Here is a 26000-nt window from a genome sequence, read left to right on the forward strand (position 1 = left end):
AGCTTCCTTGGTCTCAGGCCACGCGGACGAGCGAGGCGTCCTTGATCTCGTTGGCGATGTTCACTCCGTCGGCGAGCAGGTCCAGCGCCCAGCCGATGGTCTGGGAGCCCTGGTGCTTGACGGAGCCGGGGTTGACACCGAGGCGGAACCCGCCGCGGATCGGCTCGCCGTCGGGGCCGAGGAGGAGGGGCAGCGGCGACAGGCCGTCGATGGCGTAGACGACGCAGTCGTTGTTGACCGCGAGGGGGTAACGGCCCGCCATGGTGGCGAGGTTGTGCATCTTGCGGTGCATGTTGGTCCGCGCCTTCGACAGGATCATGGCACGGATGTCGGGCCGCCACGTCAGGCGCTTCAGGGCCGGCCACGGGTCGCCGAAGACGTGGTCGACGCCCATGTTCGGGCGCTGGCGCAGCTTGCCGATGCCCGACTTGGCGGTGGCCTTGATCGCGTTGGCCAGGGTCACCAGCAGCGGGTCGCCATCCTTGTAGACGGCCATGGCCGCGAGGAAGTCCTCGTCGTCGAGGTCCTGGGTGACGCCGAGTTCGGCCATCACGGTCAGGTAGGCGTCGCGCAGCGTGTCGTACCAGGGCTGGAGGTAAGGGCTGTGGGTCTCCCGGACCCATGCCTCCAAGGGGCGGACGTCGGCGCCGAGTTCGACGGCGTAGGCGACGGTGGGGGTGGCGTACCAGCCGGGACCGTCGGGGCGTTCGCCGCTGGAGGTGAAGGGGCTGGGCAGGCGCGGGTCGGTCTCGACGTGGGAGAGGTCGAGGTACCAAGAGCCGGGCAGGTCGGGGTCGAAGTCGGGGTTGCGGGGGTAGTGGATGGCGGGGCCGGTGCCGACGTGCAGCCGGCGGCAGGCCGCGAGGAAGGCGACCTGCACGTCCAGGGCGGCGACGTGGGTGCACGCCCGCTCGGCGTCGGTGATCAGGTCGGCGGGACGGACCCAGATGCACGCCTCCTCGTCGAGGGCCTCGCTGGCGGGCCGGGAGCCTTCCTCCGGGTAGTCGGCGGCGACGACGGGATGCTCGTCGGGGGCCTCGGGCGGGGCGGGGTCGACGAGGGTGTGGAGGGTGTGGGGCACCTTCGCCGAGACGTACTTGCCCTCGTCCTGGCTCCACTCGGCCTTGGTGGGCGGGCGCAGCGAGGTCATGAGCTCCTCGCCGGTGACGGCGACGGTGCCGCGGGGGGTGATGACCAGGCGGGCGTAGGTGCCAAGCATCCTGGCGAGGTCGCCCGCGGGCAGCTCGCCGGCCGGGCCCCAGACGCGGCTCTCCAGGGCGCCCCACGGGGTGAGGAAGAGCTGGATGCAGTGGCGCTTGCCGTCGAGACGCTTGAAGATCCGCGGCCACGGGCCGAACCCCGCCTTGGTGAGTTCCCATCCGGCCTTGGTGAGGCTCTTGAGGGCCTTGTGGTCGGCCGGCAGGCGGAGGTCTTCCTGGTCCGCGAGATTGGTGGGCAGGCCGAAGTGGGCGACGGCGCCCTCCGTGAGGATGATCAGCGGGTCCTGGTCGAAGCCGTTGTCGTGGACCTTGGCCGCGCCCAGGCGGATCTTCCGCTTGTCCAGCGCCCACGCGGCCAGGGCCTGGAGGGTCTTGGCCGGGCACGGAACGGTGCGGCCGTCAGCGAGGTGCGCGGTGAGGGCGCCGTCGGTGATGCCGAGGACGGCCAGAGGGCCGTCGGCGTATTCCGGCGGCACCGGCTTCACGGCCGGCTTCTTCGCCGTGCGCTTCGTACGGCGGGAGGCCGGAGCGGTGGCCGGGCGGCGCGTCGCGGCCGTCGGACGGCCGGCGGGTGCGGCGGCAGCGGGGAGGGCCGGTGCCGGGGTGGCCACCGGTGCGGCGACCGCCGGCGCCGCGGGGGCGGGAGGGGCAACGGCGGGCGTGGGCGCCGTCTCGGTGCGCGGGGCGGAGGCGGGCTCGGCTTGCGTGGTGGGCCGGGTGCCGCAGCGGGGCATGCCCATGGCGGCCATGGCCTGGAGGTAGACGTGGCGGGGCTGGCCGTCCACGACGCTGGACGTCGGGTGCCCGCAGCGGGCGCACAGCCTGGTGACGCCCTCCGGCAGGTCGGTCCAGGAGCCGGGCTCGTCGAACTCGGGTACCGCCGTCTCCGCGCGGGCCGGGGCGGGCTCGGTGTCCGGCCAGACGAGCTCGGGAGGGTCCTCGATGTCGAACTCGAACTCGTCGAGAGGAGTCGCCTCCGCGGCGAGCGCATCCGGCGCTGACTCGGGCTCGGGTTCCAAGGTGGCGGAGCCACCCTCTGCACCAACGCGAGCGAGCTCGGCGGCGAAGTAGGCGAGGATCCTGGCGTACCGCTGCCCCTTCTCGCCGCGCGGTGTGCGGGGCGGGTCCGATTCCCAGGTCCACACCGTCTCGCGACGGACGTCGTTGGCCTGGCCCATCTGCGTCACGGTCCAGCCGAACGCCTCCCGGAGCCTGACCCGTTCCGCCGGTTCCGGCAGTGGCGGCACCGGACCGTCGAACGAGATCCGGTCGAGTACAGCCGTCACCGGGTCGCTGGCCCCCATCTCCACCTCCACCCTCAGAGTTCAAATCTAACGCGAATCTAACGCACCCGAGCCGAGGGACGCAAGCGCCTTGTTGAGATTCCAGTATGTATTGTGATTGTTGCCTGATTGGATTTCAAGTTGTATTGTCATTGTTCGTTGGCCGGGCCGCCCGGAGGAGAAACGAGAAGGCAGCCTTGTCCGCAACGACACGGCACACGCCGGGACTTGCCCGTCTCCTGGCCCGCCGGGATCTGCCTCCCGCGACCGACATGACACCTGAGGAGTACGACAGCCATGCCCTACCTGTCCCCCGAACCAGGGGAGCCCGCCGCGCCGGGCTCGCGGATCGTCATGGAGGCGGGCGACATCCTGATGCGCCGCAGTCTCACCGATCACGCCCCCGCGGCCCAGGTGCACGTGATCGAGGCCGCCAAGGCCCTGGAAGACTTCCGCCTCGGCCACGGCACGGCACTGGAGCGCGCCGAGGTCCTCCTCGACCGGGCGATCGCGACGTTCCAGGAGCGCACCGGCGAGCACGACGCAGCGGCCTGGCAGGCCGCCGCGGTCTACATGGTCGAGCTGTGGGCGACGCGCTACAGCGCGGCCCGCCCGACCGCCTTCGACCCGGCCCCGCCGCCGCCGTCCCGGCTCACCCCAGCGCATCCGCTGCGGCTGGAGACGGTCAGCCGCGAGGCCCACGACCTCCTGCTCGGCGCCGGCCGGTCCCTTGAGCGGAGGTCGCGCGGCCTGGACTCGATGGACGTCGTCCGCGCGCAGCACGGCATGCACGAAGCCGCCCGGTTGCTCCATGACCAGCTCGACGGGCTGTCCATGCCGCTGTGGGTGCTCATCTGCCGGTTCTGCGCCGAGATCCAGGCGGAGAACCTCCGCATCCTCAAGGCTCCCTTCCCCGGGACCACGGCCTGAGTCCCCCGATCCTCCGCTTGCCCCCGGGCGCCCGCCCGGCACCAATCCTTCGCCCCTGTTGAGGAGTTCCTCATGAGTACCAGCCCCTCCCCCGTCTCCTCCGCCGTCGGACCCGTCCGGGTCGGGCAGCTGTGGCAGGACATGGCCCCCGACATGGTCGACCGCGAGCGGATGCTGCGCGTGCTCGCTCTGACGGACACTCACGCCGAGTGTGTGGTGGAGCGCGACAGGCAGGGCACGGCCGGCCGCAAGGCCCGGCCGCTGGCCATCCGGCGCTTCGCAACGAGCGCGTTCAAGCTGATCGAGGATGTCGTCGACGACGCCGACCAGGCCCTCTACGCACGCTTCCTTGCGGCGATGACGGGCGTGCAGGGTGCCAACCCGTCGCCCGTGGCGTACGCGGCCGCGGCGCTGTGCGTGCACCGCGAGCTCACCGCCGAGGCGACGAAGGCCCAAGGCTGACCGGCCGCGCGAAGCGCGCTTGCCCAGTTGCGGCCCGGCCCGCCTCCGAGAAGGCGGGCCGGGCCGACGGCTCGCGGCTTCGAGGTCACTCGAATGAACACGGAAAGGAAGCTGGGAAGAAGTGGTGACGTCTACTCAGGCCATGCTCTGGACCCCCGACACTCCGCCCGACGGCGGGATGTTCAGTGCCGGTGAGATCGTGGAGGTGGAGGGCCGGCCGGGCGAGTGGGAACTGATGAAGCCCGGGCCGGGTGTGTGGACCGTGGAGTCCGCGCGGCTCGAGGACCGCGTCAGCGCGAAGGTCTCGGTGAGCTCGCTCCAGCGTCTGGCGGATACCCCTCACATCCGGCGGGGCGACCTGGTCATGCAGCGCTACCCCGAGCAGGAGCGGGCCGCAGTGGTCGGCGCCGTGGTCCGGCTCGGGCAGTGGGTGGCCGTGAAGTCGTACACGCTCCCTGACGGCGGTGTCTGCCAGGCGCTGGACTCGGTCGACCGGCTGGAGGTAGTCACGGCGGAACAGCTCGCCGCGGCCATCCGTCTGGATGTCGTCCACGGCACGCACATGGGCCGGATCGTGCAGGCGGTCGTGACCGCGCGCGCCGGACAGTTCCGGGTGGTGTGCCGGTGCGCGCCGGGTGCCGGCGAAATCTGCCGCAACGGACGCAAGGTCACCTGGTGCCCCAGCCTGGACAGCGCCCACCAGCTGTGGGACTGGCACGTCTCCGGGCATGCCCCCGTCGGCAGCGTCGCGTAGCCGTAGGCCCCCAGGCCATGCGGTGCCGTGGCCTCCGGCCGCCCGGCACTGGCGCGTGGTACGAAGAGCCGCTCCCCGAGGGCTGGCGCAGCCCACAACGCCTTTCCCGTGGCGTACTTGAGCCGACGACACACGTCTTGGTGAACAGGCTCAGGCGGGTCTGGTGTGGGTCGGCCGGGAGCCGGTCTGGTTCTACACGTACCCCCAAAGACGCGGCGCGGTCGCTGCCCCGACTGCGGGAGCCAGTTGTCGCCCTGGACGACGGCGCCACGAGCATCGCGTTCAACTTCAGCGCCCTGGACGACTCCTCGGACCTCGCCCCGGCGTTCCAGAGCTACGCCCACGACGCGGTGTCGTGGCTCAGGCCGGTCACCGACACCCGGCCGACGGCCGCCGCGGGCAGCTGACCGCCGACCGGCGGCTGCCCGGGTTCAAGCCGGCCCGTTGGCCGGACAACCCAACGCCTCGACCTCGCTGGGGCGAGAATGGCGGCCATGTCACTCTCCCTGGCCCGCTGCGTGGAAGCGGTTGCCCGCCTGCTGGATAGCTGTGGCCCGTTGGAGCCGGTCCGGCTGTGCATGAGCGACCGGGACGTGCAGGCGGAGGTGTGCGCGAGCGGGCCGGCCGCCTCGGCGAGTATGGCGCGCCTGTCAGCGGCGACGGGCGGCGAGGTGGCCGGCCGGGCGGTCGACCGTGACGACGGTGTGATCACGGCGGACCTGGAAGACGAAGTGGTCCTGGTCGCCGCCGTGGACACGCCGGTGCGCGGGACCGCGCCCAGACTCCGCTCAACGTCGACGTCGGCGGCGGCTGCCCTGCTGCGTACGCTGGCCCCGTGGACGGCCGCACTGGATCAAGAGCTGCTGTCGGGGGCCCAGTTGTGGGTGGACGACGACGGCCAGGTCTTCACGGTCCGGCTGCTGGCGACAGCCGCACGCGGTGACGACGTGGAGAGTGTCGCCGCTGCCGTCGGCGCAGGGCTGGAGCAGGTCCGGACATGGCGCACCGACAGCGGTCTGGATGGGCGGGGAAGCCTCCCGTGCGGCCGGACCGTGCACATCGGCATCGTCCGTCTCTCTTGACCATCGCCGACACGCTCGCCGGATCGCGCGCTCCTGGGTGTTAGGCCAGATCAACGTGCTCCTGGTGCATCTTCGCAACCCGCACGGCGTCGAAGTGGCTGATGCCTCGGAAGTACTCCTTCTTGACCGCCACGCCGATTCTCAGGATCTCCGTCACGGCCGTCAGATGATCCTTGACGCCTGTCTCCCATCCCTCAGCCGTGGCGCACGGGCGCGAGATCCACGCCTGGAACAGGAGCGCCTGAGTCACCTGCGCGTCGCTTTCATGGCGTGAGATGCGATCCACGACCTCGCGGGTGTTGGCAGGCGTGTTCTCCGCCCTGCCGACCTTGATGTAGGACAGCTTCTCGATCATGGACCGGAACTCCAGGACGTAGAGCCGGTCGCCGACGGCATCGAGCGGCCCTCCTGCTTCTTCCAGGTCCTCCCACGCCCTGTGCCGTACGGCGGCGCAGATCTCCTTGGGGGGCGTACGCCCCGTGTCGAAGTAGTCGAGCAGTCGCACCCTGGCGCCGGGAAGCAGATGCCGATTCTTGAAGTTCTTGGTCCTGCGCGACTTGGGCAGGGCCTCTCGCTCCCACAAGGGCGCGTCAGTGAGGTGAATGAAGTCGTCGCCGAAGTACTGCTCTTCCTGGAAGTCCTCTTCACGCATGCCTCTGATGGTGGCCCAGGAGGGGACCGCGTTCTCCGGAATGGCTGAGGCTGAGCCGATGGCTGGCGTGTTGGCGGCGCGGGCGCTCCCGAGGGGCCGGCGCGCGCGAGATGAAGGTCAGTGTGTCCGTGCGCTTTTGCTCGGGCTCCGCGCCGTTGGGTCCCGCCTACGGCAGCGCGTTGGCCCCGTGGCGCTGCGTCTCCTTGAAGGGTTGGGCTGCGCGGGCCCACACCATCCCGACCTGTTGCCTATTCGCGTTTCAGTGTGTAGTGTTATTCATGTTGAGGGTGACGTTCCCCTCCACCCCGCCCCCCTCTCGGAGCCGCACTGCCGCTCCCCCACGCCCCCTTACGGAGATCTCCCATGTCCGAAGCCGACGCGATCCGATCCGTCATAGCCCGTCTCCTCGCCCATGCCGACGAGCCCGAGACCCAGCGCATCCACGAACTCGCCCGCCATGCCGGCTACCTGTGGCGCTGCGGCAACCCGGCCTGCCCCGCCTACAACTACCGGGGGCAGCGCTACTGCGAGGGCTGCGGATGGGGCAGCAAGGGCAAGCCGGTCGGCGACCTCCACCCGTGCATGTACACCGAGCGCCGGTGGGCCGCGCTGCGCCGCGCGCTGCTCCGGCACTACGGCCCCGACGCCCCGATGCCCGACGCCGTGGTCTTCGACTACTGGGGCGGACCCGGCTGGCGCGGCGCCGAGGTCACCGAGATGTACGGCGGCAGGACCGAAGAGGTCACCGGCGGGTTCCGTGACCGGGACCGCTTCGCGGACATCGCCGCCGCCCTCGACTCCCTCACCAGGTGGTCCAAGCCGGGCTACGGCGAACACATCCGCGTCGTCCTGGCCTCCTGAACCTCACCGTCCCCAGGGCCCGGTGAGCCACCGCCGGGTCCCGGCCAGCCACGTAGGCGAGCCACGCCATGTCCACTCTGCTGATCGGCCGCTGGTCCACGGACAACGCCACCCTCAGCATCACCGCGTCCCACCAGGTGGACGACGAGGACCAGGACGCCGTCGACGCCCTCACCCGGCCCGCGTTCGCCAACGGCGCGAACTGGGCGTGCACGTTCCCCGTCGACACCCACCGCCACGCCGTGCAACGCGCGTACGAGGAGTTCGCCCGCGATGACGACGCCTGGCTCGACGACACCGTCGAACACGTCGAGCCGGTCACCCCCTGACCTCACCCACAGCTGCGCCCGGCCACGCGTCGGGCGCCTGCTCGCCCGTGTCCCGCACCCCTACCCGAAGGGCTCTCCCATGCTCGGCAACACCGAATTCGAGTGGGTCTCCGCCGACGCCACACCGGTCCTGCTCTACCCCGGCTTCAACTCCGACGACGCACTCGTCGAGCCCGGCGAGATCGTCGCCGCCGTCTACGACAGCAGCGACGGCATCGCCCTCTACGGCAACCGCGACAAGGTGCTCGGCCTCCTCCTCCAACTCGCCGAAGCCGTCCGCAACGCCCCGCCCGTCCCCACCACGGAGGCGTGCATCGCAGCCACGACCGACCCCACCGCCTGGAACCCGGGCCCCCTCACCTCCCCGCTCGCTCCGACGAGCAAGGGCTGGACCCTGTGCGGCGCCGAGTCCCACCAGCCCATCGCGGCCGATCCCCGTCTGGCGACCTGTTCCGACTGCGTCGACGCCTTCAACGAGCGCGGGCCGCAAACCCCCCTCCACCTCGTCCACTTCCTCCCCGCCAAGCCCTGACACCACCCCACGCCGCCCTCCGGTGCCGGGCCCGCAGGGCACGGCACCCCGACCCAAGGCCCCTCATGAACCCCACCGACGCAGCCGGCCCCCTCTTCGAAGCCCTCCTCGCCGAAGCCCAGCAGTGGGCGTGCGACGACACCGAGGACCAGGACCAGCTCGACGCGATTGACCACGCCGACACCCCGCACGACAAGCTCGCGCTGCTGCAGAACACCAGCCTCATCCCCTCCCACCTGGCTTCGGCCATCGCCGAGGCTCTCGTCGCACTCGATCCCGCCACCTACTCCCCCGACTCCGCGCCAACAACCTCCGGAACCTCCATGGCCGACCCCGAACTCCACCGCATCCGCGACGCGTCGATCACCGTGGTCGACGCCTCCCCCGAGGACAACACCCCCAGCGACGTCTACGAGATCCAGGTCCACGGCGTCAGCGTCCTCATCCGCCGCCGAGCCCAGTGGGGCCCCGCCACCGACGTCCCCTACGTCCACATCGAGGACCAGAACGAAGAGCCCGGACTGCTGCTCGTTGAGGTGAACAACGCCGGCGAGCACGAACACCCCCGCCCCTCGGCCGACGGAGCAGCGACATGAACCCCAACCACGCCTACGCCACAGCCCGTCAGCTGATCGACCCCGACGCCAACTACACCGTCCACATCCGCACCGACAGCGGCTGGACACAACCCACCGGCCCCGACCACAGAGAACTCCCCGGCCTTGACGTCCTCCTAGCCGCCCGCAGGGTCCTGCGCGCCCGGCCCGCCGGCCACGTCCAGAGCACCAGCCCCAACACCCTGGACATCCGCACCGGCGACGGCCAGCTCTGGCTTCGCTTGACCGACACAACCCTCAGCGAGAACGACCCCGCCCCCGACGAGCCGACGCTCGATGGCCACATGCCAAAAGAACCGTGGCGAGTCCTCGGCCTGTCGGGCTCCGCACTCGTACCTCTCGCCCGCTCGATCTCACGACGTCGGATCTGGAAGCGCTGGCGCGCACCTGCCTCACCCTGAGCCAAACCCCCCTCCTGCCGAGACCGGCTCTCTCCCCGAACGCCGGTCATCTACTAGAGCGACTGGCTGCGCCAGGCCCCGGGAGACCTCGATCAGCTGCTCGGCCAGCCCGAACTTCTCATCCTGACCCACCTCGCCTCCGCCGGCGCTCCATCCTGACCACCAACGGCTGCCTCTCCTCTACGTGGCAGAGCGCGATCCGCGCTCGTGAAGCGCGGATCGCGCTCTGCCATGAACCAGGCAGCCCCAAACTCACGAACCTGTGGATGCCCGCTTCCCGATGCCGACCACGTCGACCACGGCCCGAGGAGGGCGATCCAGAGGGTCGTGGCCCATCTCGATTGCTCGCGCTCCCTGGTCAGTGCCGCAAGGTGCGGCGTCTGTCGCCGTTTCCGATAGGGCACGCCTTCAAATTCCGCGAATCACCTGTGCGCGAGCAAGGCTATTCCAACTACCGATCACCACATGAGGCGCAGAATTCCTCGGCGCCAAGGGGAGCTTGACGGGTCACCTGCCACCAAGCACCTTGACGAGACGACATGTCTCGCGCAGACGCCGACGCGGTGGATGGTCAAGGATTGGCAAAACGGCCCCTGACCTGCATGTTTCACAAAATCACATACTTCACTCAGTTACTCACTCAGTCACTCACCTCGCCCTACAGGCAATGAGCTAATCGCTTTGGAGAGATTGGGCGACACCTCAATAAGCGCACTACCGCAAGCAAATACATCACCTTTAGGGGGGCGAAACACGAGAAAAGACGGAAAGGCGAGAATGATCTTGACCTTCGCAACACGCCCTCGATGAAGACACGGTGACGTGACGTGACATGGGCTCGCGCGGCCGTGTAGGGTCACGCACGAGCATGACGGGACACGCGAGCCGGTTGCGGATCGATGCAGCCATTGTGGGCTAGCTTGCGCGTGGTCCTCGTGGCCAACTCGGGACTGCGGAGCAACCTTGGAACTCTTCGAATACACAGAGCTGCAGAGTCGACTCAGCGCGATCGCCGACTTCGACGATCTGACGGAGCCGGAAGTGCTCGCACAGCTCGTCGCTCAACTCAGGCCCTACCTGCGGAACGTCATCGGTTCGACGATCGGCAAGGGTGGCGAAGGCAAGACGACTCTTGCAACCAACCTGGCCTACATGCTGTCGGAGGAGCAGGCCCTCCGAGCTGAACAGGGCAAGTCGGCAAAGCCCATTCTGTACATGGAGATCGACGCGAACGGCGACGGAAGGACCGACCTCGGTCTCGACGCAACGGTCTTCAACGACCACGGGAAGGCTCTGCGGGACGCAATCACCAACGACGGCAACCTCAAGGTGGTCCAGGGAGTTCGCCCGTACCTGGACGCGACGATCTCCGGCAAGTTCTGCGCGGACATCGCGGGGCGCATCAACAAGCTCGCGGACACGCACGCTCTCGCCGCGTATCTTCTTCTCGCACTACTCTTGGCGCAGATCTCACATCTGTACCGTTGGATCGTTCTCGACTTCTCGCCGGGTGACAAGGCCATTCAGCGGGCCGGGTTGGCGGCGGCGACGCACCTCGTATCGCCCATCCACAACACTGACAACGCCGCTCTGCGTGGACTCTCCACGGTCACGCGGCTCATCCGCTCCAACCGTCGCCTCAACCCCGAAGCTGAACTCACGGCGATCGCGTTTCTCGGTTTCCGGAAGGTCAAGGGCGAGCCGACGACGGAGCTCACCAATGTCCGTGCCAAGATCGAGCAGCTGCTGTCGGATGCCGGGATGGACCCTGGCCTGATCCTGGACGAGTACGTGCGTGATGCGCGTTCCATCGCCACTCTTTGCCGCAATCACGGGAAGCCCGCCCGCGAATTTGCTCTGGCTGCGACCGGTAAACTCCTCGACGACAAGGGGGAGTTGGTCCCCCGCCCTCGCGATGAGAACGGGCGATACGCCGACGCGGAGATGTCCGTGAACCTCGCGGATGACTACTCGAGCGTGGCACGAGGAGTCATCACCCGAGTGCGGCAGCGCAACGCCCAACTCCGTGAGAAGGAAATGCAGGGAGCGTCATGACCAAGTCCACCGCCGCGGGTAAGGCTCAGAGCGCAGCGAAGGGACCCGAGTCGAAGAACAGCAAGCGAGACGACGCGGGGGAGAAGAAACACCTGATCGTTCCCGCCATCGATCTAGGTGGAGGTGACGAGGACGATGAGGAGGACGACTTCCGCCCTGGCGGGGGGTTCGTTCTGACGACCACGCCGAAGCCGGCAGCTGGCGTTCCTCCACAGCAGCGCGATCACGCTCCAGTCGCATCGCGGGAAGAGGAACTTCCCAAGACCGTCGCTGCCGGAGCTACAGCCGCTGCGGAGAGGACATCCTCTACAAGCAGCGCGGCCGAGGAGACCGACGGCTCCGCAAATGGAGCTGTTCAGAGTGGCCCTGGCGGAACTGCGCATGCCGTCACTCACTCGGACGACATGCCCTCGCAATCGGCACCTATGGCTCTGGATGCCGAACAGGAGGCTGGCGTCGCATCGGCCCAACTCGTAACTGGAGAGCGTTCATCGGAACTGGCACGGGCGGAGCGCCCTGCTAGCGCCCCGGCCGTACGAGGCTCGTCCTCGCTCTCCGGCCTCCCGGCTCGCCGGCCGGGCCGACGAAGGTCTGCTGAGCCGTTCAACGCTGATGCCCCCAGGCAGCGCAATGAGGCCGCGATGGCCGATCTGGCGGAGAACTCGCCGAGCTATGCCAATCTCCTGACCGTGTACAGCGCCTCTCAGCTTCAGGCCCTGCCGTTCGAGAGCCGCAACATCAACCTGTACGGGCTGACGGCTGACCAAGCTGGAACGCAGATCACCGCGGACAAGGCCCTGCTGAAGACCCTTACGCTTCAGCGGCCGAAGCTGACCATCGCCCACTACATCGACGCGGCCATGGAGCCAGTGCTTCGGCCTCTCGACCCATCGGGCATCGACATGGATGACATGGAGGCCGAGCGGGACTACGTGTGGGAGCTTGCGCAGAAGGGACTGGCATATCGCCGGTACATCCTGAGCGATCAGGAGAGCGCGAGCATGAAGAACTACCGCCCGGTGTGTTCGCTTCGTGCCGACGTCAATGCCCGGCTCACCCGCATGATGGATCTCATGGACTCGATCCAGGACATCCAGGCCAAGCCCTTCGAGATCGTGAGTGCCTGTGTGGCCGAGTTCCTCGGCAGGCTGCCTGGCGAGCGATCGCACCTGGCATCGTTCTTCCAGAGGCACCTGGTTACGACGATTCAGTAAGCACGTCGACAGGTATCGCACCGACTCTGCCCCTTGCTTCCCTCTTGCTGAGAAGGCAGGGGCAGAGGCATCTCTAGGTCACAGACCGACCGCCTCGGCTACTCACGGTAGTCTTTACCTTAAACGGACGGCACGCCACGTTAAAGGAAAGCTCGCACTTCGGATGCCGTCGAGCTATGCCCATGCATCGAGCTCCGGAAGGTCCCACTTCGTCATCAGCCGGCGTTCGGCACCACTGATCAGGTCGAGCACGTCGGTGGCGAGGTAGGCGCGGGTGCCCCGCTCCACTTCCTTTACCTGCACCACTCCGGCGCCGGCCAACTCCTCGAGGGCACTTGAAGCCGCAACGAACGAAACGCCCAGCAGCATCTGAGTTGCCCTGGCGGTCACGATGGGAACGCCAGGTAGCTGCTCCATAAGCCGCACCACCGCTGCACCCTTGCGGGGTTGTCCACGGCGGCCCAGAGCTTCCCGGTGCTGAGCTAGCTTCGCGTTCCACGCTTTCCGCATCGTGGCAAGCTCATCAGTGAAGCGACGAGCTTCAGAGACCGCGTCCCGCGTAGCCGCCAAAAAGACCCGGATCCAGGCATCCATGCCAGCGGCCGCAGCCGCGCTGTCAGCAGCGCCGACATACCGGTAGGCATTCAGTCCGGCGATGTACTCGCGGGCGTGAGCCAGGAGCGACATCGAGATGGGCAAGACGTGTCCAACTGCTAGGCCCTGGCGCGCGAGCGCCGTGTGAATCAAGGCCCTGCCGGTGCGGCCGTTGCCGTCGTTGTAGGGGTGGATCGTCTCGAACTGTGCATGCACTAGAGCTGCTTGGACGAGCGGAAGTGGGTGCTTCTCTGAGATGAACGCGGCGAGATCGCTCATCAGGGGAGCGACCGCTTCGGGGGCCGGGGGTACATACTCCGCTCCGTGGGGACCGTCGGAAGTCCCGCCTACCCAGTTCTGCACGGTCCGGAGGTATCCAGAGGTCTCGTGCTGCTCCGTTTCCACCATCAGAGCAGCCTGCAGATCGTTGATGTCATCAACGGAGACGTCCGCGGCTTCTGAGAGCGCAGTGACAGCCTTGCGAAGTGCCAGGACGTTGTTGACGACCTCGCGCGCGCTGTCGCTGATGCCTCGGTGCGTCCGGTGATCGTCCCCGGCCTTTGTGGCAAGCATGAGCTCGAGATGCGCGATAGCTCGGGCGGAGGCCACGACCCCCTCGATACGCGAGGACGCCACCGCCTCTGAGCGGAGAAGGAAACGGGCCAGTGACTCGAGATGCGGGCTGGTGGGCGCCGCGTCGTTGAAGGAGCGAACCATCCGGTCCACTTCAGCAACCTCCGCCGCCAGTTCAGCTGACAGTCGGATTTGGCGACCGCTGAGCAGATCCGGCTCATACGCGGCGAATGTCCGGGGGTGCTGCTCCTCCACGCCAGGGGTCACACCAGGCTGGGTGGGCCAGCGCCGCTCCGAAAACCTTGCCACTAGACACGCTCCAAAGGTTCAGCCTCAGGCAGATCCATTTAAGGATAGTGTGTGCCCCGTGATGTTTGGTGTGATGCACAGGGTGGTTCCGGTGAGTGGGGCTGGTGCCCGTCTCACCGAAGGCCGGCCTGTCAGCGCGCAAAACACACGAGCTTCGGGACGGATCGAGGCGCGCCGCGCCTCGGCAAGGTCAACGGTGGGATCGTCGCCACGGTCACTCGACGGGGACCTTCAGAACCGGACTCAAAGCGAAAAGGCGACCCTCGGGGTCGCCTCACCGGGCAACTTCGCCAAGTTGCCCATCGCCACTGCTCGGGGTCGCCACCCCGAGTCTTGCCATGTCCGCCGCATCGAGCCGACTCAGTCGGCGTCACTCGCGGTCTGCGGTGCCACCCGCAAATCGCAAGAGGAGGAGAAGCAAACGACAACCTGACCTGCCCGTCCCGCCGCTCAGGCGGGTTTCAGCCTCACCCCCGCTGACCTGGAGTTTTCCTTCAATCGGTCGAGCGGTCGGTCGCGTTGTGCCTTCATCCCTATGCAGTTCTGGAGCAGATCATAGCCGCCAGCCATAGGGCTAGTCTTCCATTGCCAAAATCTGGCTCCTCCGCGTCGCAGGAAGATAACGCCCGATCCAGTAAGAAAAAGCCCAGTCCGCCGGGTTCTTCGTCGGCAGCCACCGTCCCCCCAGGCCATCCGCTGCAGCTAGGTCGCGGCATGGGGTTCCGGCTGTTGACGGCCGTCCGCGCTCTGCTTGCCGATCCCAGGCTCGCCGGCCGCAAGGATGTTGTGCGTCTCGGCACCCTCGTGCTGATGGCGAAGGCCAGCCATGGCAGCTGCCGGATTGAGATCACGGCCAGAGAGCTGGGTCGTTGGCTCGGGGTGTCGGAGTCGACCGTCGACCACGAAGTACTCAACGTTCTCCGTGACGTTGATGCTGTCGCTGCGCGTGTGCTGCGGGGCGGCGACGGTCTACCGACCGGTGTCGAGTATCGGGTGGAAGCTCTGTGGGAGGCCCGAAACGACGACGGCGCACCTTTGGCTTTGACGAAGGCCGAGTTGGCGACACTGTTGCGGTTCTTGGAGGAGTTGTTCGCTCCGGGGTGGGGTGAGCAGTGCGCCACGCCCCCGGGCCTGCTGGTGAAGAAGGGACGGCTGGGCAGGGGCGCGGCGTCGGATCGGCTGGCACTGGTTCTGCTCGCCCTGCATGCACGGCCGGACGGGCGGGTTCCGCTGGTCGGTGGCCCGTTGGCGAAGAAGGTAGCTCGTCATGGCCGGGCGGCGGTGACTCTGGCGCGGATGCTGGGGTGCCGTGCGCCGGTGGCCGCGACGGTGCTGGGCCGGCTTGTTGCCGCGGAAGCGGTGACGGTCGCGCCGGGTCGACTCGTGGTGCCGGCGGTGGCGGCCGCGCATGGGTCCGCGGCCGCGGTCCCGGACGATGCCGAGCTCGAGAGTTCTGCGTCTGCTGATCCGGCGTCTGCCGGTGATGCTGCGCGCTGTGTTCGGTGTGCCCGGCGTGAAGAGGCCGACGTGCTTGTGGTGGAGGGGGATGGGTGGCGGCAGCTGTCGTGGGATGACCTTGGAGGCGCCGAGGAGGGTTCCGGAACTGCACCCAGGGATCTCGACGATGCTGGTAGCGATCTTTTCGCAGGTCAGGTCGTCTTTGAGACGTTCGAGGCGAGTCGTGCTGCTGCAGACCCTCACGCCGACCACGCTGTTGTGGCTGATGTACGTGGTGAGGGTGCTGGAGGTTTCGGGTTTTCCGGCGAAGCCGCGTCGGGGTACTGCCGTCAGCCGGTACGCGCGTGCGAGGGCGGGAACTCCCCGACGCTGGAGGATGGTCTCCACGGTGACGTGACGGCCGTCGACGCCGGGGCTGGCCCGCTTCGCGGGGACAAGCCTGATCTGCTGCTGGCGGAGGGGGAGTCGGGTTCGTCGGCCGCGGTGTCGACGCTTGAGGCGTGGCGGTCAGCGTCGGGGGGGCCGCCGCCGGTGTGGGCTCAGGTGCCCAAAGGGCTGGAGCGTGTGCTGGAGCCGGTGGCCATGGTGTGGGGCCGGCTGGACCGGATGACGACCAGGCGTTACGTCACGAAGGTGGTCCGGGCGCGGCTCGACGAGATCTCGGGGGCGTGCGGTCCAGGGGTGGATGCCGAGCGGGTTCTCCGGGAGCGACTCAAGCGCCGGTTGACCGAGCAGGGCACGGTGCCGGTCACCGACCCGGTGGGGTGGCTGGTCGGCCGTGCCCTGCCGCGCCGGGCGTTGTGCCCTGACAGTCGGTGCGACGACGGACGACGGATGGACACCCGGGCCGACTGCGCCGCCTGCCAGATGCTGGTCCTGGACGGACGGGCGCTGCGCTCCCGCGCCTTCGCCAAGGCGACAACGGCTCTGGCCGGCGGCCGGGTTGACCGGCCGGTGTTCGAGGCGGAGCTCAACGCGTGCTGGCAACGGGAGGCCGCCGCCGCGGCGGTGCGCCGCGAGGACGCACTCCGCCAGCGGCACGCCCGTGAGCGGGTGTGGGCCGAGCAGCGGGCCCAGCGTGCGGCCCAGGAGGCCGCCCGACGGGCGCTGGCTTGCACGGTGTGCGGGAAGCCGGAGACAGCCGGTCTGTGCGGCCGGTGCCGCGACGAGCGACGCGTCGAGGAACTGGTGGCCGAGGCCGTCGACGTGGCGGTGGCCACCTGGGGCATGAGCGGCGAGGCGTACCGGCTTGATGCGGTGCGCAGGACCGAGCGGGACATGCGCGGCGCGATCGACCAGGCGGTGAGGGACCTGCTCGCTGCGGGCGGTGGCGTGTTCGCCGAATCGGTGGCGCTCGCGGCGCGGTTGGCCGCGGAACTCCAGCTGGGCGCCTTGCAACGCCGGGCTGTGAACTGGTTCGCTCACCAGCCGCCGGCCCAGGCCGAGTACGAGAAGGTCTTCGCCACCGAGATGCGGCGCAGCCACCTCCACGACAGCCTCGAGGCGGCCCGCGAGGCCGCTGAAGAGACCGCCCAGACGGCACGATTCAACACGGCACACGCGCTCCTCAACGACCAGCTGCGTACGCTGCGGGCCGACCGGCCCACGTCCGAAGCGGATGCCGAACCCGACTGGTATGCGCAAGCGGCCGCCCAGGTCCGTGGCCTGATCCGCCCCGCGCCGCCCGAGCGCGCGATGTCCGTACGACGGCCCCCTGCGTTGCCGGGCTCGCTGGCACGTGGCAGCGAGGCGGGGGTGGGGGCATGAACCGTCCCGTACCTTCTACTGTCGCGCACCGGCCGGTGCGACGGCCGTCGCTGACCGAGTGGGTACAAGGGCTGCCGGGTCTGTCGGGCCGGCGCGCCGGCTGCTGCTGGAGGGCGACACCGAGAGCCGGTACGCGGGCAAGACAGCCGCCGATTCCGGCTACCGGCTGACAATGGCCCTGGCGGTCGCGGTCTCCCAGCCCGGCCGGGAGTGGACCCTCGCGCAGTGGTGGGAGGCCCTGGTGCTGCGCCCGACGGCGGGCGGCGCCTGGGCGCGGTCGCTACGCTCACGCAAGGGGGAGCGGTACGCCGAGGGCAAGCTCGCCGGAATGCTCGACAAGGCACGCGCGTACGTGGGCACTTCCGGCACGATCGTGTGCCGGGCCGATGCCATGGTGGCAATCGCCCGCCTGCGGGCCGCCGTGGAAGCCGTCGTGTGGCCGGGGCCCGGCGGCGGCACCGATCTCAAGAACCTCACCGCGCGGCTGCAACTGGCCGAACAAGCCGGCGGACTCGAGCACGAGGTCTCGGTACGGCAGCTGGCCGAGCTGATGGGCTGCGCCCGCTCGACCGTGGAAGCAAGCAACACCCGCCTGCGGGAGGCCCGGTGGCTGGTCCTGGTCGCGGCCGGCACCGGAGAGCACAGCTCGACCTGGTCCCTGCGCATCCCCCCGACAAAGCCCGAAAGCCAGAAGTCGTGTGCGCGCCCGGGACACCGTCCAGCCTCGGGCGAGAGGGGGGCAGAGGATGTCCCGGGCGCGCACACGGAGCGGGAGGTGAGCACGCGCGCGCTGTGCGCCGTGATGGGGACCGACGCCTGTCACCACTACGCCCACGGCACCTCCGGCGCCCGGATCCTCGCCGCCCTCGACCCGCTCGACGGCGCCGACGTCGCACACTTGGCCGCGGCGACCGGCCTCTGCACCGCACCACGGTGCGCCGCCGCGTGGACAAGCTCGTCGAAGACGGTCTCGCCGAGGAGGCCGACGGCCTGGTCTACCTGCCCCGCCACCTGGCCGGCGGCGAAGGCCTTCGCCCCGACCCCGACCAGCTCGAGCACGTCGCGCTCACCCGGGGCACCGCCGGCCTGGGCGAAAGGCGCCGCAAACGACACGGCGACCAGCGGCGCTGGTACCGGCAGTGGCTCACCGAACGCACGCAGTACGCCGTCGAGCGACGCCAGCCCGCCCGGCCCCGACTGCGGCTGGTGCCCGAGGGCGTGGTCGACGAGAGCACGGGCGAGCTCCGCGACACCGCATGGCGGGGGTGGAACATCGACGACCCGTACCGCCCAACCTGGCCCGACGACGGATCACCCGAGGCAGTGTGCGAATGAGCCCGCCAGCAGGCCTTGCTTGCGGCCCTGCGCGGCGGTTCGGCCCTCACCACATCCGACTCCCGACAGCCGGAGGCTGGTTGGGCGAGGACGGCTTGGCGACGGCTCGGTGTGAGGGCATGGCCGGGACTTCCAACCATCCTGTGGTCAGGCCCGGACGAACGGGCTCCGGACAAAGGCGGATGCCGTACGCCTCAAATACTTCGGTGGCCAGTTGCCGCAATGCCGAGGTGAAAGACGCTGCTGTGGCACCGTCACGGGTGGTCAGTGTCAGCGTCCGGGTGTCGGAGCAGTACACCCCGGGCCCGATGCGGCTTCCGGGACGGTAGCCGCACTGCTCCAGCAGCCACCCGGCGCTGGTGCGCTGGCCTCCGCTCTGGTCGCGGTGGACAGGGCCGCCGGCGCGGCGTACGGCTGCTTCCTGGACCGGGGTGATGACCGGGTTGAGGAAGACGGAACCTGCCTGCCGGGCATCGGGGCCGGAACCCGGCAGGGCGAGACCTCGCTGCTCCCGGTCAGTGATCACGGCCTGGGCGGCCTGGGTGAGCGGTGGCCGGGCCCCCAAGGGGGCCCCCATGGCTTCGGCGAGGTGCCGGTAGGCAACCGGGGCCGCTGATGCACTGCGGAGGAGGCGCAGGCCGAGGGCGAGGATCGTCCACCGTCCAAGCTGGGACTTAAAGGTGCTGGCGCGATAGCCGAAGCCGCAGTCAGCCGCGCGGAGTTCGACGATGCGTTCGAGGCGCCAGTCGAAGGCAACGACGTGGGTGAGGGTGTCAGATATCTGCTGTCCGTAGGCGCCGGTGTTCTGTACCGGGGCGGCACCGGTCGTGCCGGGGATGCCGCCGAGGTACTCGATGCCCGAGAGACCCTGGTCGACGGCGAACGCAACGAGTGCGGAGAGCGGTTCTCCCGCCTGTACGACGACCTCCACGAGGTCGCCGCCAAGCGGGCGGATGGCCGCACCGCGGGTGGCCATGCGAATCACGGTTCCGGGGTATCCAGCGTCGTCTGCCAGGGTGTTGCTGCCGCCGCCGAGTACGAACGGCGCCGTGCCTTCAGCCGACGCTGAGCGCACGACGTCAGGCCAGGCGGCGGGGTCGGTGTGTGTGAGGAGACGGTGGACGGGTCCGCCCAGGCGAAGCGTGGTGTGGTCGGCCAGCAGCTCCCCCATGGGGTGCCTCCGTGTGTCAGGTGGCGGTGATCGTCTTGAGTGCGAGTTCCCGCAGCGGGGCGATCTTGGTGCGGGCGTTGCCGCCGTAGATGGCGTTGGTGCAGATGACGACGTAGCGGCCGGTCTCGGGCGCAAGGTAGAAGCTCGTACCGGTGAACCCGTGGTGGTACGCGACGCGCCCACCGGCGGCGAGGACCCATGACAGGCCGCGGTCCAGGCCGGGCTCGATCGGGGCCTGGGGGACGAGGCTGGCGTGCAGCCAGTTGCCCAGGCCGTGCTCATCGCCGTCCGCATAGGCGGCCAACAGCCGCTGGGCGTATACCGCGAGGTCGCTGGGGGTGGAGAACACTCCGGCGTGGCCGGCGATCCCACCGAGAAGGCCGGCGTTGTCGTCGTGCGGGGCGCCCCAGATGCGTGGGGCGCCGGGGATGCGCTGTTCGGTCGGGGCGACCTTAGTGGTGCGGGCGACGGGCCCGTACACGGTGGTGTCCATCCCGAGCCTTCGCCACAGAGCAGCGCCGAGTTGGTCGAGGGGGCGGCCCTGGATGTGGGCGAGGGCCAGGCCGAGCAGGATGTAGCCGCGGTTGATGTACCGGTGCTGGCCGGGGGCGTCTTCCAGCGGTTCGCGGCACAGGAGTTCGTGCAGCGGCAGGTCGGAGCCGCGGTAGTGGTCGAGGCGCGTGGAGGCGCGAAGGCCAGAGGTATGCGCGATCAGCTGGCGCACGGTCGCCTCGCCGCTGGGGGTCTCGCTGTTCATCGCCGGCAGGAAGTCGCGGATCGGGGCGTCGAGGTCGAGCAGCCCGGCTTCCAGGGCTTGGCCGATCAGGGGCCAGGTGGCCACGACCTTCGTCAGCGAGGCGATGTCGTAGACGGTGTCCTGGTCGGGCTCGGTGTCGCCACACTCGGGAGCGACCTTGCCGACGCTGAAGAAGTCGGGGCTCGCGCCGGTGGTGCCGTAGGCGATGACGCCACCGGGGGTGGCGCCGTCGGCGACGACCTGGTTGAGGGTGTCCCGGAGGCGGGTGGTGTCATCGGCGGTGAACGGGACGGGCATCAAGGGCCTCCGGGGATGGTGGTGATCTCGGCTCCCAGCGTGGCCAGATTGGGCAGCAGGCGTGCGTAGCCGCGCCGGAGATGGAACATCCCTCGGATCGTAGAGGTGCCGTGGGCGGCGAGTGCGGCGATCAGCAGTGCGGTCACCGCGCGGATGTCCGTAGCCTCCACCGTGGCGCCGTTCAGGCGGGCCGGCCCCCGGACGCGGAGCGTTGAGCCGGTGACGGTGATGTCGGCGCCGAAGGTGCGCAGGCCCTGAACGTGGGTGTCGCGGCGGGGGTAGATACGTTCGCCGATTGCCGAGGTGCCGTCGGCTCGGGTGAGCATCGCGGCCAGCTGTGGCGCGGTGTCGGTCGGCAGGCCCGGGTGCGGGCCGGTCGCTGCCTCCACGGGCTGAAGCGGCCCGTGGAGGCGCGTACGCACACCACCGCTCGCGTCGTCGGCCAAGGTGATGCCGGCCGCGGCGAGGGCGCGGGTGAGGCCGGCGGGGAAGTCGGCGGCGGTGAAATTGTCGAGGTGGACGCTGCCGCCGGTCGCGGCGGTGGCCATGACCATGGTGGCGGCCTCGATCCGGTCTCCGGCCACTGCGAACGAGCCGCCGGCGATCCAGTCGCTGCCGGACACATGCAGGCCCTCCTGGTCGAGGTGGACGAAGACGCCCCGGTCGGCCAGGAAGCGGGCGGTTTCAGTGACTTCCGGCTCGGTCGACGGATGGGTGAACAGGCTGGCGCCGTGCGCTCGGGCGGCCAGCAGCATCGCCGTCACCGTCGCGCCGAGGCTCGGCCCGTACGGCGTGTTCACGTCCACAGTGAACGCCCGTACCCGGCGGGCATCGCACCGGGCGCGGATGCCGGTGTCGATCGCGATGACCTCGGCGCCGGCGGCCTGCATCGCCGCGAGGTGCCGGTCGATCAGGCGGGGGCAGAACGCGTCGCCGCCGGGATAGGGGAAGGTCACCTGCCCGGTGCGGGCCAGCACCGCCGCGGCCAGCACGGCGGTCGTGCGGACGCGGCGGCCGAGCTCGGGATGAACGACCGGGCAGATACCGTCCGGTGGGGTCACCGTGAAGCAGCCGTCCCCAATGGCGACGTGGGCTCCGGTGTGGCGCAGGATCTGCGCGCACACCCCGGTGTCAATGATGTCCGGCGCGCCGGACAGGACGACCGGGACGTCGGCAAGGAGCGCGGCGGCGTACAGGTGCAGGGCGATGTTCTTGCTGCCCTGCACCGGAATCCGGCCGGACAGCGGGCGCCCGCCGGTGACCCGCACGAGGGTGGTGTCCATGGCGTCGCGTGTGGGTGCGGTGGCCACGGCCGTCACCGGACCCGAGAGCCGGCGGGCAGGAAGCCGCCGATGTGGTCGCGCGGGTAGACCACCGTGCCCGGCCCGATCAGGGTGCCCGGCGAGAGCACGGTTCCGGCGGGCAGCGCCACCTCGTCGCCGATGACAGCGCCGAACTTCGTCTGACCGGTGGGGATCCGCTGCCCGTCGAGGTTGACGGTGATCTCCTCGAGCGCCGGCTCGGCGACGGGGCCGCGGTCGCACCGCAGTCCGGTGGTGGAGCAGAACGAGCCGATGTTGACGCGCCGCCCGATGACCGAGTCGCCGATGAAGCAGGGGTGCTTCATGAAGACGTGCCCGGCCAGCAGGCTGCGGGTGATCTCCGCGCCGAACCCGACCCGGCAGCCGGGGCCGATCACGCTGTGGTCCCGCACCAGCGCGCCGGCCGCCACGACGGCCCCCGCGCACACCAGGACCGGTCCGATCACCTGGGCTCCCGCCTCGATGCGGGCCCCCGCCTGGACGATCACGTCGCCCTGGAGCAGTGCGCCGTCCTCGACCACGCCCTGCCCCGCCCGCAGGTCCTCGCCTCCGTGGTCAAGGTCGGCGGCCATCGTGGCCTTGATGTCGAAGACGTTGGAGCAGCCCGCCAACAACCGGGTGATGTACGGGCCAAGCCCCTCGGGACGAACGTAGTAGGCGGGGATGAGGCGGTCATCGGCCGCCGGCGCCGTGGACGGGATGGGATTCGCGGACTGCATCAGGACCTCCCGGAATCTGGGGCGGCCCGTGGCTGCGGGCCGCTCGCTGTCGAAGGTCGCTGCTGCCGGCCCAGCGCCGGGAGAGGCGCTGTCCTGGCTTGCAAAGCCGTTTGCACCTCATGCAAACGGCCTGTCAGCCATGCAGTCCTAGGACTACGGTGGGAGCGGCGCAGCCTCGGCTAACGGCGGGAACGAGGTACGGATGCGGTTAACGGATCACGAGCGCCCCGGGGGGCTGATGTGAAGCCCGGGGAACTGGTACGTCAGACGCGGAAGGCGAAGGGCCTCACGCTCGCCGAGCTGGGCACGATGACCGGATACTCCGGGGCACAGGTCTCCCGGTACGAGCGGGGCATCTCGCCGATGACCGACGTCGACGTCCTGCGGTGCTTCGCTGACGCCCTGGAACTCCCGCACCAGGCATTCGGCCTGACGCCGCCCGCACCCCGGCCGGACACTCGACATGGTCAGCCGGTCGCCGCAATCAGCGTCTTTCCCCGGCTCCCCGACCCTAGGGTAGGTACACCCGGGCGGGAGGACGGTGAAGGACCGGTGCGTCGACGCAAGTTGCTCGTGGGCCTAGCGGCCACGGCCGCTGCCCCATTGCTCGGGAGCGGAGACGCGCAGGCCGAGGAGGCCCTGCTGGGCGAGTTGCTCGTCACCCGCCTTCGGGACGCGATGCTCGGACTTGGAGCGGCCACGGCCGCGCCATCGTCGCCCGAGGCGCTCGTCACCGACTTCACCCGCGCGCTCGCCGACTTCGACGCCTGCCGCTACGCATCCCTGGCCGTGCGCCTGCCCCGCCTCATCCGCGTCGGCCACGCGCTGTCCACCACCAGCGGCGACGACACGGAGCAGCACGCTCTCCTGGCTAAGAGCTACCTCCTGGCGACCCGCATGCTCGTGAAGATGGACGAGCAGCAGCTCGGCTGGATGGCGGCCGACCGCGCGCGGCAGCTCGCCGAGTCGGCGGGAGACGTCCTCGCGGTTGCCGAGTGCGCCCGTCAGCTGGCCGTGCTCGCCAGGAAGGCGGGGTGGCATGACCAGGCGCTGTCGATCGCGCTCTCAGCCGCTGATCACCCGGATCTGCGAGGCACCGGACGCGCCGGGGCTGCGGTCCGCGGCCTCCTGGTCCAGAGTGCGTCGTACACCCTCGCGCGCCGAGGCGACCGGGACGGAATGCGGGACCTGACCGACGAAGCTGCCGCCATCGCCAAGGAACTCGGCGGCGTCACCCTGCTGCGCGACCACGGCGGCGGCTTCAGCCCCCTCACCGTGCAACTTCACAGGATCAGCGCCGAGAACCACGCCGGCGATCCCCGGGCCGCGCTCGATGCCGCTCGCACGATTTCGCTGAAGGCGCTGCCCAGCGTCGAACGCCGCTCCCGCGCCCTCGGGGACATCGCCGTCACCTACGACCGCCTCGGCCGCCGCAGCGACTGCGTCCGCACGCTGCTGGCCGCCGAGCGATGCGCTCCACAGGAGACCCACGCCCGACCTGCGACGAAGGCCTTGATCTCCAGCCTGCTGGTTTCTGGCCCCACGTCAACGGAACTCCGCGGCCTTGCCGAACGCAGCGGCGTTCTTGCCTGAGGAGAGAGCACTGACCGGCTGGCCAGGTCGGCCGACGGCCGGAGCGGTATTCGTGGTTCGGGCCGGCGCTCATGCCTCCTTGGCTGGCTGATCGGTGATTTCTGCCGAAGTAGCTCGGGGCGGTGGCGCTCGCCCGTAGCGTGAGGCGGCATGACTGTGCTGATCATCGGCGGCAACGGCTTCCTGGGCGCCGAGCTGGTACGCCAGGCGGTGTCCGCGGGCCTGCACCCGGCCGCCACCTTCCACTCCCGACCCGGCAGCGGCGACGGGGCAACCTGGCATCACCTCGACCTTCGCGACCCCCTCCGCCTGGAGGAGGTCCTCGACACGGTGGCTCCGGCCGTGGTGATCAATGCGACGAGCGGCGGAGCGGACTGGGCAGTCACCGCCGAAGGCGGGATCCGCCTCGCCCAAGCTGCGGCCGGCCGCGGCGTCCGCCTGGTGCACGTCTCCAGCGACGCCGTCTTCTCCGGCACGGGCCGTGACCGCTACGACGAGTCCTGCCTTCCGGACCCACTCACCGCCTACGGGGCCGCGAAGGCAGCCGCCGAGACCGCCGTACGCCTCCTATGCCCCAACACCGCGGCCGTCGCCCGTACTTCCCTGATCATCGGCAACGGCCGGTCCGAGCACGAGCGGCTGGTGCATGCGCTGGCGGACGGCACCCGGCAGGGCGCCTTGTTCACCGACGACGTCCGTTGCCCCGTCCACGTGACAGACCTGGCTGTCGCTCTGTGGGAGATCACCCGGTCCGACGCCGCCGGCGTGTTCCACCTCGCTGGGCCGGACGCGCTCAGCCGCTACGAGCTGGGCGAGCTCATCGCCCGCCGCGACGGGCTCGACCCCGCCCGGCTGGCCTCCGCACGCCGCTCCGATACGGGGCTGCCCGGCGGGCTCGACGTACGACTCGACAGCCGCACCACCCAGCAGAAGCTGCGCACCCGGCTCCGCGGCGCCCGCGAGTTCCTGAGCGGGAACAGCCCGGAGCTGACCTGACAGTCACCCACCACCCTGCCTCTATTGAGGGCGAAACGTGCCGCCCCGTGACAAGCCGTGGGCAGACTCTCCATGACCGTTCGCGAAGGGGGAGATGGTCCGATGCGACCCAGTCAGCAGATGCGCGACCTCGGCATAGTTCAGTATGGCGCGCCTGTCCTGCGTGACCCTGCCCGCCCCTTCGCACTCCCCGACGAGCGGGAAACCCTCGACACAGTCGTCGGTCAGCTCCTTGAGGTCATGGAGCGCATCCGCCGCGCGCACGACTTCTCTGGCAAGGGCCTGGGCCTGGCTGCCCCGCAGATCGGCATCGGCCGGTCCGCAGCCGTCGTCCAGCCTCCTGGATCCGACCCAATCGTTCTGCTCAACCCCCGTGTCACCGACGCCTCCGAGGACATGGACGAGAGGTTCGAAGGGTGCCTGTCGTTCTTCGACGTACGGGCACAGGTTCCCCGACCCCTGCGGATCACGGTGGAAACGATGACAGCAGCGGGCAGTACCGAGAAAGCCGTCTACGAGCGGGGCGACGCGCGGCTCATCGCGCACGAAATTGATCACCTCGACGGACTTCTGCTGATGGACCGGATGCGGCCCGGCGTGAGACCGGTCCCCGTCGAGGAGTACCGCAGGACGGCCGAGGCCACTGGCCGACCCTGGTCGTACGACGAGTAGAAGGAGGCGGGGCCGACCGTGGGCGGGCGCGACATACTCGCGATC

Annotated in this window: 24 protein-coding genes and 1 pseudogene; 18 read left to right on the forward strand and 7 right to left on the reverse strand. The window is 69.6% G+C overall.

Translation table 11 applies throughout. The features are described from left to right. Positions 1-13: 13 nt before the first annotated feature. The gene (gene tap / locus JS756_RS16225; RefSeq protein ID WP_240203855.1) at positions 14-2524 is read right to left on the reverse strand and encodes a telomere-associated protein Tap; all 2511 of its coding nucleotides are present in this window, start codon (positions 2522-2524) and stop codon (positions 14-16) included. Between the two features lie 276 nt (positions 2525-2800). Here tap and JS756_RS16230 point away from each other — a divergent pair, with 276 nt between their 5' ends. The 5 genes from JS756_RS16230 to JS756_RS16250 all read left to right on the forward strand — a co-directional run bounded on the left by JS756_RS16230 (position 2801) and on the right by JS756_RS16250 (position 5731). Then, on the forward strand, positions 2801-3433 hold the full coding sequence (locus tag JS756_RS16230; protein WP_240203856.1) for a hypothetical protein: 633 nt from the start codon (positions 2801-2803) through the stop codon (positions 3431-3433). Between the two features lie 72 nt (positions 3434-3505). After that, a complete protein-coding gene (locus JS756_RS16235) occupies positions 3506-3895 on the forward strand; it encodes a DUF6354 family protein (protein ID WP_205383827.1) in 390 nt (129 codons plus the stop codon). 142 nt (positions 3896-4037) lie between these two features. Beyond that, on the forward strand, positions 4038-4649 hold the full coding sequence (locus JS756_RS16240) for a hypothetical protein (protein WP_205383828.1): 612 nt from the start codon (positions 4038-4040) through the stop codon (positions 4647-4649). Between the two features lie 140 nt (positions 4650-4789). After that, positions 4790-5056 (forward strand): hypothetical protein, encoded by a 267-nt coding sequence (locus tag JS756_RS16245; RefSeq protein WP_205383829.1) that lies wholly within the window; start codon positions 4790-4792, stop codon positions 5054-5056. 87 nt (positions 5057-5143) lie between these two features. Then, on the forward strand, positions 5144-5731 hold the full coding sequence (locus tag JS756_RS16250; RefSeq protein ID WP_033895227.1) for a hypothetical protein: 588 nt from the start codon (positions 5144-5146) through the stop codon (positions 5729-5731). A 40-nt stretch (positions 5732-5771) separates the two neighbouring features. Here the strand turns inward: JS756_RS16250 and JS756_RS16255 are convergent, their stop codons facing one another. Next, on the reverse strand, positions 5772-6383 hold the full coding sequence (locus JS756_RS16255; RefSeq protein ID WP_205383830.1) for a hypothetical protein: 612 nt from the start codon (positions 6381-6383) through the stop codon (positions 5772-5774). 363 nt (positions 6384-6746) lie between these two features. Here JS756_RS16255 and JS756_RS16260 point away from each other — a divergent pair, with 363 nt between their 5' ends. From JS756_RS16260 to JS756_RS16290, 7 genes are all read left to right on the forward strand, one after another. Then, positions 6747-7244: a hypothetical protein gene (locus tag JS756_RS16260; protein WP_205383831.1), complete on the forward strand. Its 498-nt coding sequence runs from the start codon at positions 6747-6749 to the stop codon at positions 7242-7244. Positions 7245-7312: 68 nt separating this feature from the next. Then, a complete protein-coding gene (locus JS756_RS16265) occupies positions 7313-7573 on the forward strand; it encodes a hypothetical protein (RefSeq protein ID WP_205383832.1) in 261 nt (86 codons plus the stop codon). Between the two features lie 79 nt (positions 7574-7652). After that, on the forward strand, positions 7653-8105 hold the full coding sequence (locus JS756_RS16270; RefSeq protein WP_030578383.1) for a hypothetical protein: 453 nt from the start codon (positions 7653-7655) through the stop codon (positions 8103-8105). 65 nt (positions 8106-8170) lie between these two features. Continuing rightward, entirely contained in the window at positions 8171-8701 is a 531-nt protein-coding gene (locus JS756_RS16275; RefSeq protein ID WP_205383833.1) for a hypothetical protein, read from the forward strand. Beyond that, positions 8698-9123, forward strand: a complete 426-nt coding sequence (locus JS756_RS16280) for a hypothetical protein (RefSeq protein WP_205383834.1) — start codon at positions 8698-8700, stop codon at positions 9121-9123. The genes JS756_RS16275 and JS756_RS16280 overlap by 4 nt, the downstream gene beginning before the upstream one ends. A gap of 963 nt (positions 9124-10086) precedes the next feature. Continuing rightward, a complete protein-coding gene (locus JS756_RS16285; protein WP_205383835.1) occupies positions 10087-11178 on the forward strand; it encodes a ParA family protein in 1092 nt (363 codons plus the stop codon). A gap of 641 nt (positions 11179-11819) precedes the next feature. After that, positions 11820-12392, forward strand: a complete 573-nt coding sequence (locus JS756_RS16290) for a hypothetical protein (protein WP_205383836.1) — start codon at positions 11820-11822, stop codon at positions 12390-12392. Between the two features lie 174 nt (positions 12393-12566). On the opposite strand, the gene JS756_RS16295 is transcribed toward JS756_RS16290, so the two are convergent. Beyond that, positions 12567-13814: a Fic family protein gene (locus JS756_RS16295; protein ID WP_205383837.1), complete on the reverse strand. Its 1248-nt coding sequence runs from the start codon at positions 13812-13814 to the stop codon at positions 12567-12569. Between the two features lie 768 nt (positions 13815-14582). On the opposite strand from JS756_RS16295, the gene JS756_RS16300 reads away from it, so the two are divergent. Then, a complete protein-coding gene (locus JS756_RS16300) occupies positions 14583-17093 on the forward strand; it encodes a hypothetical protein (protein ID WP_205383838.1) in 2511 nt (836 codons plus the stop codon). A gap of 945 nt (positions 17094-18038) precedes the next feature. Then, entirely contained in the window at positions 18039-18428 is a 390-nt protein-coding gene (locus JS756_RS36810; RefSeq protein WP_240203857.1) for a hypothetical protein, read from the forward strand. Positions 18429-18474: 46 nt separating this feature from the next. Here the strand turns inward: JS756_RS36810 and JS756_RS16310 are convergent, their stop codons facing one another. Genes JS756_RS16310 through JS756_RS16325 form a run of 4 tightly spaced genes read right to left on the reverse strand, consistent with a single transcriptional unit; the run spans position 18475 to position 22694 of the window. Further along, positions 18475-19599, reverse strand: coding sequence for a UDP-N-acetylmuramate dehydrogenase (locus JS756_RS16310; RefSeq protein ID WP_205383839.1), 1125 nt, complete (start codon positions 19597-19599; stop codon positions 18475-18477). 16 nt (positions 19600-19615) lie between these two features. Next, positions 19616-20653, reverse strand: a complete 1038-nt coding sequence (locus JS756_RS16315; RefSeq protein WP_205383840.1) for a serine hydrolase domain-containing protein — start codon at positions 20651-20653, stop codon at positions 19616-19618. Beyond that, positions 20653-21963, reverse strand: a complete 1311-nt coding sequence (locus JS756_RS16320; RefSeq protein ID WP_205383841.1) for a UDP-N-acetylglucosamine 1-carboxyvinyltransferase — start codon at positions 21961-21963, stop codon at positions 20653-20655. Before JS756_RS16320 ends, JS756_RS16315 begins: the two co-directional genes overlap by 1 nt. A 5-nt stretch (positions 21964-21968) precedes the next feature. After that, positions 21969-22694, reverse strand: coding sequence for an LbetaH domain-containing protein (locus tag JS756_RS16325; RefSeq protein WP_205383842.1), 726 nt, complete (start codon positions 22692-22694; stop codon positions 21969-21971). A 240-nt stretch (positions 22695-22934) separates the two neighbouring features. Here JS756_RS16325 and JS756_RS37565 point away from each other — a divergent pair. The 4 genes and pseudogenes from JS756_RS37565 to JS756_RS16340 form a co-directional block, all read left to right on the forward strand. Next, positions 22935-23099: pseudogene (locus JS756_RS37565) on the forward strand (helix-turn-helix domain-containing protein); the annotation flags it as partial. A 198-nt stretch (positions 23100-23297) separates the two neighbouring features. Then, a complete protein-coding gene (locus JS756_RS16330; RefSeq protein ID WP_240203886.1) occupies positions 23298-24287 on the forward strand; it encodes an XRE family transcriptional regulator in 990 nt (329 codons plus the stop codon). A gap of 150 nt (positions 24288-24437) precedes the next feature. Continuing rightward, the gene (locus JS756_RS16335; protein ID WP_205383843.1) at positions 24438-25283 is read left to right on the forward strand and encodes an SDR family oxidoreductase; all 846 of its coding nucleotides are present in this window, start codon (positions 24438-24440) and stop codon (positions 25281-25283) included. 102 nt (positions 25284-25385) lie between these two features. Further along, positions 25386-25955: a peptide deformylase gene (locus tag JS756_RS16340; RefSeq protein ID WP_205383844.1), complete on the forward strand. Its 570-nt coding sequence runs from the start codon at positions 25386-25388 to the stop codon at positions 25953-25955. The last annotated feature ends 45 nt before the right edge of the window (positions 25956-26000 follow it).

It is taken from the genome of Streptomyces actuosus, assembly GCF_016921115.1.
GTDB lineage: Bacteria > Actinomycetota > Actinomycetes > Streptomycetales > Streptomycetaceae > Streptomyces > Streptomyces actuosus_A.

Coding starts and splice junctions, on each gene's coding strand:
- tap (WP_240203855.1), bottom strand. CDS start 2,524: ATGGGGGCCAGCGACCCGGTGACGGCTGTACTCGACCGGATCTCGTTC.
- JS756_RS16230 (WP_240203856.1), top strand. CDS start 2,801: ATGCCCTACCTGTCCCCCGAACCAGGGGAGCCCGCCGCGCCGGGCTCG.
- JS756_RS16235 (WP_205383827.1), top strand. CDS start 3,506: ATGAGTACCAGCCCCTCCCCCGTCTCCTCCGCCGTCGGACCCGTCCGG.
- JS756_RS16240 (WP_205383828.1), top strand. CDS start 4,038: ATGCTCTGGACCCCCGACACTCCGCCCGACGGCGGGATGTTCAGTGCC.
- JS756_RS16250 (WP_033895227.1), top strand. CDS start 5,144: ATGTCACTCTCCCTGGCCCGCTGCGTGGAAGCGGTTGCCCGCCTGCTG.
- JS756_RS16255 (WP_205383830.1), bottom strand. CDS start 6,383: ATGCGTGAAGAGGACTTCCAGGAAGAGCAGTACTTCGGCGACGACTTC.
- JS756_RS16260 (WP_205383831.1), top strand. CDS start 6,747: ATGTCCGAAGCCGACGCGATCCGATCCGTCATAGCCCGTCTCCTCGCC.
- JS756_RS16265 (WP_205383832.1), top strand. CDS start 7,313: ATGTCCACTCTGCTGATCGGCCGCTGGTCCACGGACAACGCCACCCTC.
- JS756_RS16270 (WP_030578383.1), top strand. CDS start 7,653: ATGCTCGGCAACACCGAATTCGAGTGGGTCTCCGCCGACGCCACACCG.
- JS756_RS16275 (WP_205383833.1), top strand. CDS start 8,171: ATGAACCCCACCGACGCAGCCGGCCCCCTCTTCGAAGCCCTCCTCGCC.
- JS756_RS16280 (WP_205383834.1), top strand. CDS start 8,698: ATGAACCCCAACCACGCCTACGCCACAGCCCGTCAGCTGATCGACCCC.
- JS756_RS16290 (WP_205383836.1), top strand. CDS start 11,820: ATGGCCGATCTGGCGGAGAACTCGCCGAGCTATGCCAATCTCCTGACC.
- JS756_RS16300 (WP_205383838.1), top strand. CDS start 14,583: ATGGGGTTCCGGCTGTTGACGGCCGTCCGCGCTCTGCTTGCCGATCCC.
- JS756_RS16310 (WP_205383839.1), bottom strand. CDS start 19,599: ATGGGGGAGCTGCTGGCCGACCACACCACGCTTCGCCTGGGCGGACCC.
- JS756_RS16315 (WP_205383840.1), bottom strand. CDS start 20,653: ATGCCCGTCCCGTTCACCGCCGATGACACCACCCGCCTCCGGGACACC.
- JS756_RS16325 (WP_205383842.1), bottom strand. CDS start 22,694: ATGCAGTCCGCGAATCCCATCCCGTCCACGGCGCCGGCGGCCGATGAC.
- JS756_RS16335 (WP_205383843.1), top strand. CDS start 24,438: ATGACTGTGCTGATCATCGGCGGCAACGGCTTCCTGGGCGCCGAGCTG.
- JS756_RS16340 (WP_205383844.1), top strand. CDS start 25,386: ATGCGACCCAGTCAGCAGATGCGCGACCTCGGCATAGTTCAGTATGGC.